At 61.7% G+C, this 15,711-nt stretch carries 13 protein-coding genes and 1 tRNA gene; 5 read left to right on the top strand and 9 right to left on the bottom strand.

Going from position 1 to position 15,711, the window contains the following annotated elements:
• The 8 genes from H147_RS0111240 to H147_RS0111205 all read right to left on the bottom strand — a co-directional run bounded on the left by H147_RS0111240 (nucleotide 1) and on the right by H147_RS0111205 (nucleotide 11,141).
• Nucleotides 1-1,155, bottom strand: a complete 1,155-nt coding sequence (locus H147_RS0111240; protein WP_019955469.1) for a PQQ-dependent sugar dehydrogenase — start codon at nucleotides 1,153-1,155, stop codon at nucleotides 1-3.
• Nucleotides 1,152-2,186 (bottom strand): tRNA epoxyqueuosine(34) reductase QueG, encoded by a 1,035-nt coding sequence (queG, locus tag H147_RS0111235; RefSeq protein ID WP_019955468.1) that lies wholly within the window; start codon nucleotides 2,184-2,186, stop codon nucleotides 1,152-1,154. Before queG ends, H147_RS0111240 begins: the two co-directional genes overlap by 4 nt.
• Before the next feature lie 66 nt (nucleotides 2,187-2,252).
• Nucleotides 2,253-2,918, bottom strand: coding sequence for an FtsZ-binding protein FzlA (fzlA, locus tag H147_RS0111230; protein ID WP_019955467.1), 666 nt, complete (start codon nucleotides 2,916-2,918; stop codon nucleotides 2,253-2,255).
• A gap of 64 nt (nucleotides 2,919-2,982) precedes the next feature.
• Nucleotides 2,983-3,735, bottom strand: coding sequence for a monofunctional biosynthetic peptidoglycan transglycosylase (gene mtgA, locus H147_RS0111225; protein ID WP_019955466.1), 753 nt, complete (start codon nucleotides 3,733-3,735; stop codon nucleotides 2,983-2,985).
• A gap of 81 nt (nucleotides 3,736-3,816) precedes the next feature.
• Nucleotides 3,817-8,349: a glutamate synthase large subunit gene (gltB, locus tag H147_RS0111220; protein WP_019955465.1), complete on the bottom strand. Its 4,533-nt coding sequence runs from the start codon at nucleotides 8,347-8,349 to the stop codon at nucleotides 3,817-3,819.
• Nucleotides 8,336-9,046: a hypothetical protein gene (locus H147_RS0111215; protein WP_019955464.1), complete on the bottom strand. Its 711-nt coding sequence runs from the start codon at nucleotides 9,044-9,046 to the stop codon at nucleotides 8,336-8,338. The genes gltB and H147_RS0111215 overlap by 14 nt, the downstream gene beginning before the upstream one ends.
• Nucleotides 9,043-9,711: a hypothetical protein gene (locus H147_RS0111210; protein WP_110570963.1), complete on the bottom strand. Its 669-nt coding sequence runs from the start codon at nucleotides 9,709-9,711 to the stop codon at nucleotides 9,043-9,045. The genes H147_RS0111215 and H147_RS0111210 overlap by 4 nt, the downstream gene beginning before the upstream one ends.
• Before the next feature lie 2 nt (nucleotides 9,712-9,713).
• Nucleotides 9,714-11,141 carry an NAD(P)-dependent oxidoreductase gene (locus H147_RS0111205; RefSeq protein ID WP_019955462.1) on the bottom strand — a complete coding sequence of 476 codons (1,428 nt, stop codon included), beginning with the start codon at nucleotides 11,139-11,141 and terminating at the stop codon, nucleotides 9,714-9,716.
• A gap of 216 nt (nucleotides 11,142-11,357) precedes the next feature.
• On the opposite strand from H147_RS0111205, the gene H147_RS0111200 reads away from it, so the two are divergent.
• On the top strand, nucleotides 11,358-12,161 hold the full coding sequence (locus H147_RS0111200; protein WP_019955461.1) for an undecaprenyl-diphosphate phosphatase: 804 nt from the start codon (nucleotides 11,358-11,360) through the stop codon (nucleotides 12,159-12,161).
• On the opposite strand, the gene H147_RS0111195 is transcribed toward H147_RS0111200, so the two are convergent.
• Entirely contained in the window at nucleotides 12,158-13,138 is a 981-nt protein-coding gene (locus H147_RS0111195) for a complex I NDUFA9 subunit family protein (protein ID WP_019955460.1), read from the bottom strand. The genes H147_RS0111200 and H147_RS0111195 overlap by 4 nt on opposite strands.
• 150 nt (nucleotides 13,139-13,288) lie before the next feature.
• On the opposite strand from H147_RS0111195, the gene H147_RS0111190 reads away from it, so the two are divergent.
• From H147_RS0111190 to tnpC, 4 genes are all read left to right on the top strand, one after another.
• Nucleotides 13,289-13,374: transfer RNA gene (locus H147_RS0111190), tRNA-Leu, on the top strand.
• Between the two features lie 434 nt (nucleotides 13,375-13,808).
• On the top strand, nucleotides 13,809-14,198 hold the full coding sequence (locus tag H147_RS21020; RefSeq protein WP_026352401.1) for a transposase: 390 nt from the start codon (nucleotides 13,809-13,811) through the stop codon (nucleotides 14,196-14,198).
• A gap of 17 nt (nucleotides 14,199-14,215) precedes the next feature.
• On the top strand, nucleotides 14,216-14,548 hold the full coding sequence (gene tnpB / locus H147_RS21015; RefSeq protein WP_211216544.1) for an IS66 family insertion sequence element accessory protein TnpB: 333 nt from the start codon (nucleotides 14,216-14,218) through the stop codon (nucleotides 14,546-14,548).
• A gap of 123 nt (nucleotides 14,549-14,671) precedes the next feature.
• The coding region (tnpC, locus tag H147_RS0111175) for an IS66 family transposase (RefSeq protein ID WP_375342051.1) at nucleotides 14,672-15,711 on the top strand (1,040 nt) is incomplete at its 3' end.

The following is a 15,711-nucleotide window of genomic DNA, read 5'->3' as shown; positions in this document are numbered from 1 at the left end:
TTACTGCGGTGTGACGCGCAGGATTCCCCCGCGCGTCGCATCGACCAGCAACAGGATGGACCCGTCGTCCAGCACTTCGACGTCGCGAATACGGCCGACACCATCAAGCAACCATTCCTCGCCCACGACACGGCCATCTTCGATCTTCAACCGCGTCAGACCGCCGGGGTTCAGCGAGCCAATGAACAGATCGCCCTGCCAGTCGGCATAGGGGCCGTCATAGAACGCCATGCCACCCGGCGCGATCACGGGGTCCCAGTAATAGACGGGCTGTTCCATACCCTCCATCGAGGATGTACCCGCCCCCACCGCTGTCCGGTTGTAATTCACGCCATAGGAAATGACTGGCCAGCCATAGTTGCGCCCGGCCTGCGGCTGGTTCAATTCGTCACCCCCCGCCGGGCCATGTTCGACCGTCCACAGCCCGCCCGGACCCATCGCTGCCCCTTGCGGGTTGCGGTGACCATAGGACCAGATCGTGTCCAACCCGTCCTGTCCGACAAAGGGGTTATCGGGCAACGGCTGCCCGTCCCAATCGACGCGGATCACCTTGCCATAAGTCGTGCCCACATCCTGCGCCAGTTCGCGCTCGCCTGCCGACGACCGCTCGCCTGTCGTGATCCAGACCACACCATCGGCGGTCGGAATGATCCGGCTGCCGTAATGCATGGGCGTGCGCGACGGCGGGTTCTGGATGAAGATGTCGCGCACATCGCTGAGGCTGCCATCATCCGCCACCTGCCCACGCGCGGCGGCGGTCACCGTGCCGCCCTGCACAGGCTTGGAATAGGTCCAGAAAATAGTTCGGTCCGTCACGAAATTCGGGCTCACCGCGACATCAAGAAGGCCACCCTGCCGTTCTGCGCTGATCTCGGGCAGGCCCCGCAGGGGAACAGACACCTCGCCATCCAGATTGACGACACGCAGGCGACCGGGCCGTTCGGTGACCAGCAACTGCCCGTTGCCCAGGGGTGAAATCCCCCAGGGATTCTCCAGCCCGACAGCAAAGGTCTCGACCGTGACAGCAGTCGCAGGCAAGGCCGGGGCACGGGTCTGGTTCTGGTACGCAGGCGTGAAATCTGCATTGGGCCGGCCCTGATCCACCTGCGCCGCGGCAAAAGACGGGACCAACATAAAGGCGAACAGTCGGATCATGGCAATTCTCCCTTTAAGCGCAGAATAGCCCAGCGCGCCGCATCCGCCACCGTGGCATCCGCGTCATCAACCAGATGTGACAGGGCTGCCACCATGGCCGGATCACCGGAATTACCCATCGCATAGGCGACGTTACGCACGAAACGGTCCCGCCCGATCCGCTTGATCGGCGACCCGGCGAAACGGGCACGAAAGCCAGCCTCATCCAGCAGCGCAAGCTCCACTAGCGGCGGCGCCAGCAGATCGTCGCGCGCGGCCAGCCGTGCATCACGGCCAGAGGCTGCAAACTTGTTCCACGGACAGATTGCCAGACAATCGTCGCAGCCGTAAATCCGGTTGCCCATCAGGCCGCGCAGGTCGGCGTCCACCGGGCCTTTGTGCTCGATCGTCAGGTAGGAAATGCAGCGCCGCGCATCCAGCTGGTAGGGTGCGGGAAAAGCCCGCGTTGGACAGATGTCCAGACAGGCCGTGCAGGACCCGCAATGGCTGACCTCGGGTGCGTCGGGCTCCAGATCGACGGTGGTAAAGATCGCGCCCAGAAAAAACCAGTTGCCCAGATCACGGCCCAGAAGGTTGGTATGCTTGCCCTGCCACCCCAAGCCCGCCGCCTGCGCCAGCGGCTTTTCCATCACGGGGGCCGTATCGACGAACACCTTGATCTCAGCCCCCGGCACCTGATCGATCAGCCAGCGGCCCACGACCTTGAGCCGCTTCTTTACGACATCATGGTAATCGCGCCCCTGCGCATAAACGCTGATCGCGGCCCGGTCGCGTTGATGCAGCACCGCCAGCGGATCATGGTCTGGGGTATAAACCTCGGCCAGCATGATGACCGACCGCGCCTCGGGCCAAAGCGCCGTGGGATCGCCGCGCCACTGCATCCGCTCGGCCATCCACGCCATCTGGCCATGGCGGCCATCATCCACAAAAGCCGCCAGCCGTTCGGCCATTTCCGGCACCGCATCGGGACGACAGACACCCACCTTGGCGAAACCCGCGTCACGCGCAAAGGCTGTCAGGCGCTCCTTCATCCCTCTTCCGAGCCCAAATATCCCGGGGGAATTGCCCCGTCAGGGGCAAGGGGGCAGCGCCCCTTCTTAGAAATCCAGATCGGCATAATGCGCCGCCGGCTGAAAGCCCGGCACCTCATCGGCCAGCAAGGACCGGAAGGCAGGCCGCGACTTGATCTTGGCATACCAGTCCTTGACCACCTCGTGACGGTTCCAGTCCACGTCGCTGGTATAATCCAGACAGGACAGATGCGCCGCGCCCGCGAAATCGGCAAGCGTCATTTCGTTGCCCGCCAGCCAGCGGCGGTGTTCCAGCAGATGCGCCATGTAATCCAGATGATACTTGATCGCGCGCGCCCCCGCCTTGACGTTGGCACTGTCGGGATAGCCGCGCCCCATCACCTTGCGATAGACGCGTTCGCCGATCAGCTTGGACGTGACCTCATGATAGAATTTATCATCGAACCAACCGACCAGACGGCGCACCTCGTAGCGGCCTTCCGCGTCGCGCGGCATCAGGGGCGGGGTCGGCTGCACTTCTTCCAGATATTCGCAGATCGCCGTGCTTTCGGACATCAGGCGCCCGTTCATCTTGAGCACCGGCACCTTGGCGGCGGGGTTGCGGCGCAGGAATTCGGGGCTTTGTTCCCAATAGCGTTCCTCGACCAGACCGACCTCGATCTTCTTTTCGGCAAGACAAAGCCGGACTTTGCGCGAAAAGGGCGACAACGGGTAATGGTACAGCGTGTTCATGGCAAACCTGGGTTGGGTGATCGTATCTGCATGCCGCAAGAGGCGCTGGGGTTCAATGGTTGCATCATTCCTCAAAGCAATCCGCGCGGCCATCCGCCGCGATGGTTTGCGCACCCTGAACGATCTGGGCGGCGCGGTTGCGGGTGAATGTGCCGGGGTTGGCGGCAGAGCGTTCCTTTGGCGCAGGCAGGATCGCGGCCAGCCGTGCCGCCTGCGTCGGGGTCAGATCGGCGGCATCGACGCCGAAATAATGCCGCGCGGCTGCCTGCACGCCGAACACGCCCGCATCGAATTCGGCGACATTCAGATAGATTTCAAGGATGCGCCGCTTGCTCCAGAACACTTCGGTCACGGGGGTCCAGACCGCCTCGATCGACTTGCGCGCCCAGGACCGGCCATGCCACAAAAACACGTTTTTCACGACCTGCTGGCTGATGGTCGAGGCCCCGCCCCGCCCGCGTTCCATCGCATCGCGGATCGCGTTCACGTCAAGACCCCAATGCAGACAGAAATTGGCATCCTCGGCCGCGACAGCGGACCGGGCCATCACCGGCGCGATCCGGTCCATCGGCACCCAGTCCTGCTGCACCCCGCCGAGCCTACGGCTTTCGGACAGCATATAGGCGTTGGTCGGCGGGTTGATCAGCGCGTAAAGCAGGGTCCAGGCCAGCACGAAACCCGCAATCCCCGCAATACCCCAGACCAAAAACCGGCGGGCAGGCCGCAAGGTCCGGCGCACAAGGCCCGGTTTTTTTGCCGCCTTGTCGCCCGCAGGCTTACGCGCGCGCCGTTTCGTGGGTTTGGAGGTTTCTGCCATCGCCCTCTATAGCCACAAGGCGACGGGGGCGGTCAAGCAAACGGGCCGCCCCGCGGCTGAATTCAGCGCGGGGCGTTGCAATTACTCCGCCGGGATCGCGGTTTCCTCGATCATCAGCGGATGTTTCAGGTGGATCAGCATTTCCTTGGGGCAGACCTGCAAGAAATTGGATTTCTCCAGATCCCAGTGCTGCAACAGATCAGCGGCCTTGCGGCTCCCGGTTTCCTTGGCGTGCCGTTCGATCAGACCCTTCAACTGGTCGTGCCAATGCGCCACCGTCACCGGGCAGGTCACCAGCGATTCCATGTTGATCAACGCCGCCGACATGCCACTAGGATCGTAGAGATAGGCCATGCCGCCGGTCATCCCCGCGCCGAAGTTGGCACCGATGCTCCCGAGAATTACAGCAACACCGCCGGTCATGTATTCGCAACCGTTGGTGCCGCAACCTTCGATCACGACATGCGCGCCAGAATTGCGCACGGCGAACCGTTCACCCGCACGGCCTGCTGCGAAGAGATACCCCGCCGTCGCACCGTAAAGCACGGTGTTGCCGATGATCGTGTTCTCGCTGGCCACCAGCGGGCTTATCATCGGGGGCCGGACGACGATAGTACCGCCAGAAAGACCCTTGCCGACGTAGTCGTTGGCGTCGCCCGATACCTCGAGCTTTAGCCCCGGTGCCGCGAAAGCGCCAAGCGATTGCCCCGCGGACCCGCGCAGCTTGACCGTCAAATGGTCGGGTTGCAGCGCGTTGCGCATCCCGAATTTCTGCACGATGTGGCTGCTGGTGCGCGTGCCGATGCTGCGCAACGTGTTCTGCACCGCATAATCCAGCTGCATCTTTTCGCCATCGTTCAGGAAGCGTGCTGCATCCTGCACGATCTGCGCATCCAGCGTGTCATTGACCGCCGTGCGCGGACGGTGCCGGTCGTACCGAATCTTGTGCGCGCCATCGACGGTGATCAGCAGCGGGTTGAGATCCAGATCATCCAGATGCGCCGAGCCACGGCTGACCTGCGTCAGCAGGTCCGCGCGCCCGATTACGTCATCAAGGCTGCGCGCGCCGATGCTGGCCAATATCTCGCGCACTTCGGTGGCGTAGAAAGTGATCAGGTTCACGACCTTTTCAGCATTGCCGGTAAATTTGCCGCGCAAGGCTTCGTCCTGCGTGCAGACGCCGACAGGGCAGGTGTTGGACTGGCACTGGCGCACCATGATGCAGCCCATCGCGATCAGCGCCGCCGTGCCAATGCCGTATTCCTCGGCCCCCAGCATCGCGGCCATGACGATATCGCGCCCGGTGCGCAGTCCGCCATCGGTGCGCAGGGTGATCCGTTCCCGCAAATTGTTCATAGCCAGAACCTGATGCGCCTCTGTCAGGCCCATTTCCCATGGCAGGCCAGCGTACTTAATCGACGTGCCGGGCGATGCGCCCGTGCCGCCGTTGTGACCCGAAATAAGGATTACATCGGCCTTGGCCTTGGCCACGCCCGCCGCGATCGTGCCGACACCAGAAGACGCGACCAGTTTCACCGTCACCTTGGCGCGCGGGTTGATCTGCTTGAGGTCATAGATCAACTGCGCCAGATCCTCGATCGAATAGATGTCGTGGTGCGGCGGAGGCGAGATCAGCGTCACGCCTTCGGTGGAATGCCGCAGGCGGGCGATCAGTTTTGTGACCTTCATGCCGGGTAACTGGCCGCCTTCGCCGGGCTTGGCACCTTGGGCGACCTTGATTTCCAGCTCTTCGCAGGCATTGAGATATTCCACCGTCACGCCGAAACGGCCCGACGCAACCTGCTTGATCTTGGCGCTGGGGTTGTCGCCATTGGGTTCCGGCACGAAATGCGCGGGGTCTTCGCCGCCTTCGCCGCTGTCGGATTTCGCACCGATGCGGTTCATCGCGACGTTCAGCGTCTTGTGCGCCTCGGGCGACAGGGCCCCCAAGGACATGCCCGGCGTCACGAACCGTTTGCGGATCGCGGTGATGCTTTCGACCTCTTCAATCGGCACAGGCGCGCCCAAAGGCTTGATCGCCAAGAGATCGCGCAGATGGATGGGCGGGTTGGCCTGCATCGACCTGGAATATTGCTGCCAAAGCGCATAGGACGCGTTGTTGCAGGCAGCTTGCAGCATATGCATCGTCTGCGCTTCCCAAGCGTGCTTTTCACCCGAACGGCGCGCCTTGTAGAAGCCGCCAATCGGCAACACGTCGCTGCCGCCTTTCCAGCCTTTGGCATGAACCTCTTCGGCCTTGGCCTGAATGCCCGTCGTGCCGATGCCGGAAATGCGGCTGTGCATGCCGGGGAAATATTCGGCGACCATGGCGCGGGACAGGCCGACAGCCTCGAAGTTCAGGCCACCGCGATAGGATGACAGAACCGAAATGCCCATCTTGGACATGATTTTCAGCAGGCCCGCGTCGATGGCCGCGCGATAGCGGCGCACAGCTTCGGTCAGGGTGCCGTCGATCAGCCCGCGCCGCAGACGGTCGGCGATGGAATCCTGCGCCAGATAGGCGTTCACCGTCGTCGCACCGCAGCCGATCAGCACGGCGAAATAATGCGGGTCGATACATTCCGCCGACCGGACGTTCACCGAACAGAAGGTGCGCAGCCCCTTGGCCGTCAGCCCTGAATGCACGGCGGATGTGGCAAGGATCATCGGCATCGGCACGCGGTCAGGCGATTGATGCTGATCGGTCAGCACCAGATGGCCTGCCCCCGAGCGCACGGCATCCTCCGCCTCGGCCCTGATGCGTTGCAGGCCCACGTTCAGCGCGCCGCGTCCCGGTTCGAACGTGCAATCGATAAAGGCGACGGACGCGCCGAACTGGCGCACCATTTCATCGAATTCGGCGTTGGCGATAAACGGGCTGTTCAGCACAAGGATTTCGGTCTGCGACGAATCCTCGTCCAGCACGTTCTTGAGGTTGCCGAACCGTGTTTTCAGGCTCATCACGCGGCTTTCGCGCAAGCTGTCGATGGGCGGGTTGGTGACTTGGCTGAAGTTCTGGCGGAAAAAATGCGACAGCGGCCGATAGGTCGTGGACAGAACGGCGGAGGGCGTATCGTCGCCCATCGAGGCAATCATTTCCTTGCCGTCCTCAGCCATCGGGGCCAGCACCTGTTCCAGTTCCTCGATGGAATAACCTGCCGCGACCTGCCGCTTGCGCAGGTCCGCACCGTCGAACAGCGCCTTTTCGGGCACGTCCCGCATCAGATTGTTTAGGTCTACGACCTTTTCCACCCAATCACCGAACGGCTGGGCGGCGGCCAGTTTGTCCTTCAGTTCGGTATCTCGGTAAAGTCGGCCTTCCTGCATGTCGACAGCGATCATCTGGCCGGGGCCAAGCGCGCCTTTTTCCACGACGGTGGCTTCATCCACCGGCACCATGCCCATTTCGGATCCGGCAACCAGCAGACCGTCACCGGTGACGACGTAACGCAGCGGGCGCAACCCGTTCCGGTCAAGGCCGCCACAGACCCAACGCCCGTCGGTCATGGCAAGGGCGGCGGGACCATCCCATGGTTCCATCACGGCATTGCAATAGCCATACATATCCTGCCAAGCCTGCGGCATTTCCACGGCCTGCTGCGACCACGCCTCTGGCACGAGCATGGTTTTTGCCATCGGCGCATTGCGACCCGCACGGACGAGGACCTCGAATACAGAGTCTAATGCAGCGGAATCGGACGCGCCCGACGGGATGATAGGCTTGATATCCTCGGCCATGTCGCCGAATGCGCCAGACGCCATGCGGATTTCATGGCTTTTCATCCAGTTGATGTTGCCCTTGAGCGTGTTGATCTCGCCGTTGTGGGCCAGCATGCGGAACGGCTGCGCCAACGACCATTGCGGGAAGGTGTTTGTGGAATAGCGCTGGTGATAGATCGCGAAGGCGGATTCGAACCGTGCATCCATCAGGTCGGGATAGAATTCCGCGACCTGTTCGGCGAGCATCATGCCTTTGTAGATCACCGACCGGCAGGACAGGGAACAAAGGTAAATACCGGCGATCTGCGCTGCAGCGGCGGCTTTTTCGATCCGGCGGCGGATGATGTACAGCTCACGCTCGAATTCTTCCTCGGTCATGTCCTTTTCGCAGCGGATCAGGATCTGTTCGATCTCGGGCCGTGTGGCATTGGCCTTGTCACCCAGCACTTCGGTGTTCACGGGCACATGGCGCCAGCCATAGATGTAATGACCCATCCGCAGCACTTCGGATTCAACGATGGTCCGGCAGCGTTCCTGCGCGCCGAAATCGGTGCGCGGCAGGAACACCTGACCGACGGCGATCATCTTGTCGTCGTCGGGTTCGTGGCCGGTGCGGCGGACCTGATCGTAAAAGAACGGCACGGGAATCTGCAGATGGATGCCCGCACCATCACCGGTCTTGCCATCGGCATCGACGGCGCCACGGTGCCAGACCGCCTTCAGCGCGTTGATGCCCTTTTCCACGACATCGCGGGATGGCGTGCCGTCGATGGCGACCACGAGGCCGACACCGCAGGACGCATGTTCGTCGTCATCGCGGTACAGGCCGTTTTCCGACATCCACTTGCGCTTGGCTTCTTCTGCCGCGACCCAGTTTGCATCATAGGTTGTCATGCGCGTTCTCCTTGAAAGTATCGGCAGATGAAATGGCGAGGCCGCAATCGTATTTCGGTCGGGTGCTCAGAAATCCCGGTTCGTTCGGAAAGATGAATTCGACGGGGGTGCCATCCATCTCGAAAGTTTCGTCTGGGGTGGTGATCGTGCTGGTGCCGGACAGGAACATGCGCCAATCGCGGCTGACGAATTCATTGCCCTGACTGGACCAGATTTCGGTGCCCGACCCGTCATAGGCGGTGATCTGAAAGGCGGTCTCGTCCAGCGTCACGCCGTCGATGGTGACCTGACGGCCCGTCAGCGTGTCCTGCCCGACATAGCGCGTCTCGCCGACTTCGGCGGACAGGGTGCGAAAATCGAAGGTATCGAGGTTCGTGGCGAACAATCCGGTCAGCGACGCACGGTCGGCAGGGTCCGCTTCCAGCATCTCGGTCAGACCCGCCTGCGCGTGGAAACTTGCGATCCACTGTGCCTGAATGTCGATCTGGCCCGCATAGGTCATGCCCTGTTCGTCCAGCGACACGCGGCGTTTCATGCCCGCGGCGTCACCTGTGCAGGTGAAATGGTGTTCAACCTCGCAGCTTTTGTTCTGGATGGTCACAAAGGCCGTGCAACCCGCAGGCAGTGAATACGTCGCTGGCCCGGATTGGGCAAAGGCGGGTCCTGTCAGCAGGACAAGGGCAAGCGCGGTTCTCATGGACGGAACCCCGATTCGATCACGTTGCATTCGAACTTGGGCTGGTCGCTGAAAAACCCCGGCTCGCCCGGATAGATGAATTCCACGGGCGAGGAATCAGTCACCTGATCGGGCGACGCGTCTTCCCAGGCTTCGCCCAGCAGGAACAGCCGGTGCGTTTCGCTGACATATTGGCGGCCGGAGCCTGCGTAAATCTCGTTGCCGTCACCATCGATTGTGCGGCCCTGAAATTCGGTGGCCAACAGGGTTTCACCGTCGATCACGACCGTTTCACCCGTCAGCATGTCGAACCCCACATGGCGTTCGGTGCCGGCATCGGTGTCCAGCGTGAAATCCCATGTATCAAGCTGTGTGGCGAAAAGTTCATCCAGCGATGCCGGATCGGGGGCAGGCACCTGCAATTGTTCGTTGCCCGTGACCTTGTAACTTTCCATCCACTGGAACTGGTCATCGACGCGCTGGACGCTGAATACGCCGCCTTGGCCGATCAGGGCCATCCACTGATCGCCCGCCGCATCCGCCTCGCAGGTCCAGACGTTGACCATGACACAGTTGCGGTGCTGCACGGTCAGTTTACCAGCGCAGCCTTGCGGCGGCGCAAAGGTCTGCTGCGCCGCGACAGGGGCCGCGACCGTCAAGGCGATCAGGGTCAGAAGCGGTTTCATCGTCATTCTGCGGCGACCGATGCGGATTGCCCCAGATAATCAAGGATCGCCGCGGCTGCATCGCGCCCGTCACGGATCGCCCAGACAACCAGCGACGCGCCCCGCACGATGTCACCGGCGGCATAGACGCCGTCCAGCGATGTCTTGCCGGTGTTGAAATCGGCCTTGATCGTGCCCCAGCGGGTCACGGCCAGTTCCGGCACGCCCCAAAGGGTCGGGATATCCTCGGGCTCGAAGCCGAGCGCCTTGATCACCAGATCAGCGTCTTCGATGTAATCGGCACCGGCGATCACTTCGGGCATCTGGCGACCTGTTGCATCGGGCGCGCCAAGGCGCATTTTCTGCACCTTCACGCCGGACACGGCATCGCCTTCGAAACCCAAAGGTGCGGACAGCCAGATGAATTCGACGCCTTCTTCTTCGGCATTGGCGACCTCGCGCTGCGATCCGGGCATGTTGGCGCGGTCACGACGATACAGGCATTTGACGCTTTCGGCACCCTGACGGATCGCCGTGCGCACGCAGTCCATCGCGGTGTCGCCGCCGCCGATGACGACAACGCGCTTGCCCGCAGCGTTCAGCGCGCCGCTGTCATATTCCGGCACCTCGTCGCCAAAGGATTTGCGGTTGCTGGCGGTCAGATAGTCGATGGCGTTCACGATGCCTTCGGCACTGGAATCAGGCAGGTCGCGGGTTTTATAAACGCCTGTTGCGATCAGCACGGCGTCATGCTTGCCCCGGATCGCGTCGAACGACAGGTCTTCGCCCACGTTGCAGTTCAGCACGAATTGCACGCCGCCATCTTCCAGCTGCGCCATGCGCTGCATGACGATGTCTTTTTCCAGTTTGAAACCGGGGATGCCATAGGTCATCAACCCGCCGCCACGGTCATAGCGGTCATAGACGGTGACCTGCACACCCTGACGGCGCAGCATATCCGCCGCGGCCAGACCACCGGGGCCCGCGCCGATGATGCCCACGCTTTCGGCGCGTTCGGCATAAGGGCGGATGGGCTGCACCCAGCCGTTTTCAAACGCCATATCTGTGATGTATTTTTCCACAGACCCGATCGTGACCGTGCCATGGCCGGATTGTTCGATCACGCAATTGCCTTCGCACAGGCGATCCTGTGGGCAGATGCGGCCGCAAATCTCGGGGAAGGTGTTGGTGGCTTGCGAAATCTCATAGGCTTCCTGCAACCGCCCTTCGGCGGTCAGGCGCAGCCAGTCGGGAATGTTGTTGTGCAGCGGACAATGCGTCTGGCAATAGGGCACGCCGCATTGCGAACAGCGGCTGGCCTGTTCGGCCGCCTTGTCGCGCGCGTATTCAGCATAGATTTCGTTGAAATCCTGCCTGCGCAGGTCGGGTGGCCGTTTTTCGGGCATATCCCGGTGAACGGTGGTAAATTTCAACATCGTCTGGCCAGCCATTGCCGTCCTCCCAATCAAGCTCAAAACAGGTTCTAGAGCGAGGTCGAGGAAATGAAAAGGCAGCAATGCTGACCTATATTGATGAATTTTTGCGTGCGAGGCATGATGGATGGCATTTTGATCGCCAAATTAGGTATCATTTGTTACCTAACTCTTCTCTTCCCTCAGATTCCCGGGCGGATAGGGTGCGGCTAGCGAATCACCAAGGCGGTTTCTATGACGACTTTTCATCTGCTACTGATCGCTGTGATACAGGGCGTGACCGAATTTTTACCCGTTTCGTCGTCCGGTCACTTGATCCTGCTGCCACGCCTGACCGGCATGGCCGACCAAGGGCTTATCATCGACGTCGCCGCCCATCTGGGCACGCTGACAGCGGTGATCGTCTATTTCTGGGCGGATGTGCGGCTTGCGCTCGCGGGGACGCTGCGTCTGCTGCGCGGCAAGGTCGACACGCAGGGTGCGTTTCTGGCGCTCTGCCTGTTGATCGCGACGATCCCCGTTATCATCGCCGGCCTGATCCTGAAAGTGACCGGACTGGCCGACGCAATGCGCGGGATCGCAGTGATCGGCTGGGCGATGCTGCTGTTCGGGATCGTGCTGTACATCGCTGACCAAAAGGGTGAAACGACCAAGACGGCCGAACGCTGGACGTTGAAGGATGCGGCGATCATGGGACTGTGGCAGGCGGTGGCGCTGATCCCCGGCACGTCACGGTCAGGCATCACGATCACGGCGGCGCGGATGCTGGGCTATGCCCGCCCCGACGCGGCACGGCTGTCGATGCTGATGTCGATCCCGACGATCATCGCCTCTGGCGCGCTGCTGAGCCTAGACGTTGTTGGCACCGCCACGGCGGCGGACCTGCGCGACATCGCAATCGTGGCTGTCATGTCGGGCTTGGCCGCATGGGCGGCCCTTGCAATCATGATGCGGTTGCTGCGCAGCGTGAGCTACACGCCCTACGTCATCTACCGGATCGGCCTTGGCATTGTGCTGCTGGTGATCGCTTATCGCTAGGACCGCAGGTTCTTGGCCGATTCCTTGATCGCGTCATACTGGCCCGATGGGCGGAAGCGCCACAGATAATCGGGCAGCACGGCCATCAACGCTGTGGGCTTGATCCCAAGATCGGCAAAGCCCTTGGCCCCATCGCCGACGACATTGTCGACAGCAAGATTGGCGACCTGATCGCGCGTCACAGGCGGCGTCACCAGACCCAGCGACACAATGCGGAGAATATTGAACGCACCGGCCATGATCCGCGCGGCCCAGAACGGAATATTCACGATCAACCGGCGGCGGCGCACGACAGCCAGCATCTGCTGCATCAGATCGCGGAAGGTCGCGACATCCGGCCCGCCCAGTTCATAGATCCCGCCCGGCACCTCGCCGAGCACGCCCTTGACGGCGGCTGCGGCAACGTCATCGACATAGACCGGCTGGAACAGCGTATCGGCCCCGATGACGGGCAGAACGGGGCCCAGACGGGTCATGCCCGCGAAACGGTTGAAGAATTCATCCTCGGCCCCGAAGATGATCGACGGCCGCAGGACCATCGCGCCGGGCATATGGTCCAGCACGCCCTGTTCACCGGCGACCTTGGTGCGGGCATAGTCACTGGCCGATGTGTCGCTCGCGCCGATGGCCGAAATGTGAACCATGCGCGTCACGCCCATTTCGGCTGCGATGCGCGCGATCCGGGTCGCGCCATCGGCCTGAACAGCGGCAAAAGTATTTTTGCGGACCTCGGCCAGAACGCCCACACAATTGACGACAGCATCGGCCCCGTTGGTCACAGCCGCGACGCTGGCATCGTCACGGATGTTGCAGAACACAGGTTCGACCTGCCCGACGACGCCATAGGTCCGCACGAACATCGCCTCGTTCGTGTTGCGGACAGCGACGCGCACCCGCCAGCCGTTTTGCGCCATACGACGGGCGATATACCGCCCCACAAAACCGGATCCGCCGAAGATGGTGACAAGCTTGGACATAACGCAGCCTTTGTTCAGGTTCGCCTTCGTTTACCGCCCCACCCCCTGCCAGACAAGGCGCAATCAGGCACGGCAAAAGATCCTGCGGATTCCGTTTCAAAAGCCGTTGACACGCCCGCGCCGCCGCCGTATTGCCCCCAAAGCACACCTGCCCAGGTGGCGGAATGGTAGACGCGCTAGCTTCAGGTGCTAGTATTGGCAACGATGTGGAGGTTCGAGTCCTCTCCTGGGCACCATATTTCCTCGACAAAAGTTATATGAAACAGCTATTTCGCTGTTTTGGCTGGCCCGTATCCCCAAATTATCGCCCAATCGGCAATCGTCGCCAGAATATCGGGCAGATGTGAAGACCAGCGCACACAGGGCAAGACGACCACGACAGCTTGGCTGTCGGCAAACTAGTCGCGCAAACCGGTCATTCGCGACGGCGGCGAGGTCAGAAGACTGCGCCGCCTGAAGCCGTCACTCGCGTGGCCCGCTTTTACGCCGCCATTGACACCGTGGCGTACCCTGTACGCCAACCGCCGCATGGTTGACTGAGCCTTTCCCCGCCAATCGTTCCACTTTGTCGTTCGATCGAAAAGCGGTAAGCGTTTCCTGCCCCACACCTTCCGTCTGTCAGCATGATGGGTTCATTGGACCCTGTTGATTGTTGGACTGGATTTTCTCCATGGAGACTACATCGGAGGTTCTCCCGGTTGGCGGCCGGGGTCGTCGGAACCGGAAATGGCCGGATGAGCTGAAAGCACGGATCGTGGCGGAGACGCTGTTGCCGGGCAGCACTGTGAATGCGGTAGCGCTGCGGCATGGTGTGCCTGCGAACCATCTGTCCTCCTGGCGGACGCTGGCGCGGACCGGACGGCTGGTGCTACCTGCGCCGGAAGATCCTGCGGAATTCGCGTCTCTGATCGTTGGACCCGTTGACGAGGCCCCGCTTGGTAAAACGGGTGCGGAGGATAGGCCGGAGATTGTCATGGGCGCAGTCGTGATCCGGCTGGAAGCCGGGGCCTCAGCGGAACGGATTGTATCGGTCGTGCGCGGCCTGGAAGCCAACCTATGATGTTCCCGTCAAACCGCGTGCGTGTTCTGGTCTCGACGCAGCCTGTCGACTTCAGGAAAGGTCATGACGGTCTGGCGGCGATCGTGTCGTCGGTGCTGCGCAAGGATCCATTCACCGGCACGGTGTTTGTGTTCCGCTCGCGCCGTGCCGATCGGCTGAAGCTGCTCTACTGGGATGGCACCGGATTGGTGATGGCTTACAAGCGTTTGGAAGATACGACCTTCACTTGGCCAGCGATCAAGGACGGGATGATGACGCTGAACCACGCCCAGTTTGAGGCCCTATTTGCCGGTCTGGACTGGCGGAAGGTCAAGGCATTGGAGATGCGCCCACCGGCTGCGGCAGAATGAATCAAGCGCTGTCTTTTGCGTGTTTTTACTGAGGTTTTATCGTAGTCTCGGGCTATGATTGAGACGCCTGTCATTGACCTTTCCACTATCCCTGCCGCGCAGCGTGCGGTGGTTACGTCGTTGATGAAAACGATCGCAGCACTTCAGGATATTACCCAACGCCAACAGCATCTGATCGCCGAGCTGAACCATGCCCTGCATGGCAAGCGGTCGGAAAAGCTGACCGAGGATGAGCGGCAGCTGGCCTTCGAGGATCTGTCCATCGCACTGGCCGAGGTCGAGGTGCAGAAGGAGCATCTGGCCGCCAAGACAGGTGAGAAAACGGCAACCAGGCCTGCGCCAAAACGCATCATCGGTAATCTACCGGCCGCACTGCCGCGCATCGAAGAGATTATCGAACCCGACAGCCTGATCTGCCCCTGTGGCTGCGGTGTCATGCACAAGATTGGCGAAGATCGCAGCGCGCGGCTGGACATCGTGCCGGCGCAGTTGCGTGTGATTGTCACCGTCCGCCCCAAATACGCTTGCCGGACCTGCACCGACGGCGTGACCCAGGCTCCAGTACCATCGCATCTGATCATGGGCGGGTTGCCGACCGAGGCCAGCATCGCCCATGTGCTGGTCAGCAAATATGCCGACCACCTGCCATTGTATCGTCAGAGCCAGATCCTGACGCGGGCTGGCCTCGATCTGCACCGCGCTGTCTTAGCCGACTGGGTTGGCAAGGCGGCATTCCACCTTAAGCCCATCGTCGACCGGCTGGCTGAACACCTGAAACGATCCGACAAGCTGTTCATGGATGAAACCACCGCCCCGGTGCTGGATCCAGGGCGCGGCAAAACCAAGACAGGTTATCTCTGGGCACTGGCCCGCGATGACCGGCCATGGGGCGGCGAGGACCCACCCGGTGTGGTCTACTTCTATGCACCCGGTCGAGCGGGCGAGAATGCCGAAACCTTCCTCACCGGCTTTGACGGCATCCTGCAGATCGACGGATACCAGGGCTACAACCGACTGACCAAGCCTACCCGCAAGGGCGGCGATCCCATTCGCGTGGCCCATTGCTGGGCACACGCGCGCCGCAAGCTGAAGGAAGTCTTTGACCGCGACGGCTCACAGATCGCCGCCGAAGGCCTGCGCCGCATCGCCGAGATCTATGCCGT

Source organism: Yoonia vestfoldensis DSM 16212 (assembly GCF_000382265.1).
Classification (GTDB): Bacteria; Pseudomonadota; Alphaproteobacteria; order Rhodobacterales; family Rhodobacteraceae; genus Yoonia; species Yoonia vestfoldensis.
This window is presented reverse-complemented; position numbering and strand designations above follow the sequence as displayed.

Bases quoted from the DNA above. Each gene is read 5' to 3' on its own strand.
- H147_RS0111240 (WP_019955469.1), bottom strand. From the start codon at position 1,155: ATGATCCGACTGTTCGCCTTTATGTTGGTCCCGTCTTTTGCCGCGGCG.
- H147_RS0111210 (WP_110570963.1), bottom strand. From the start codon at position 9,711: ATGAAACCGCTTCTGACCCTGATCGCCTTGACGGTCGCGGCCCCTGTC.
- fzlA (WP_019955467.1), bottom strand. From the start codon at position 2,918: ATGAACACGCTGTACCATTACCCGTTGTCGCCCTTTTCGCGCAAAGTC.
- queG (WP_019955468.1), bottom strand. From the start codon at position 2,186: ATGAAGGAGCGCCTGACAGCCTTTGCGCGTGACGCGGGTTTCGCCAAG.
- H147_RS0111195 (WP_019955460.1), bottom strand. From the start codon at position 13,138: ATGTCCAAGCTTGTCACCATCTTCGGCGGATCCGGTTTTGTGGGGCGG.
- gltB (WP_019955465.1), bottom strand. From the start codon at position 8,349: ATGACAACCTATGATGCAAACTGGGTCGCGGCAGAAGAAGCCAAGCGC.
- H147_RS0111200 (WP_019955461.1), top strand. From the start codon at position 11,358: ATGACGACTTTTCATCTGCTACTGATCGCTGTGATACAGGGCGTGACC.
- H147_RS21020 (WP_026352401.1), top strand. From the start codon at position 13,809: ATGGAGACTACATCGGAGGTTCTCCCGGTTGGCGGCCGGGGTCGTCGG.
- mtgA (WP_019955466.1), bottom strand. From the start codon at position 3,735: ATGGCAGAAACCTCCAAACCCACGAAACGGCGCGCGCGTAAGCCTGCG.
- H147_RS0111215 (WP_019955464.1), bottom strand. From the start codon at position 9,046: ATGAGAACCGCGCTTGCCCTTGTCCTGCTGACAGGACCCGCCTTTGCC.
- H147_RS0111205 (WP_019955462.1), bottom strand. From the start codon at position 11,141: ATGGCTGGCCAGACGATGTTGAAATTTACCACCGTTCACCGGGATATG.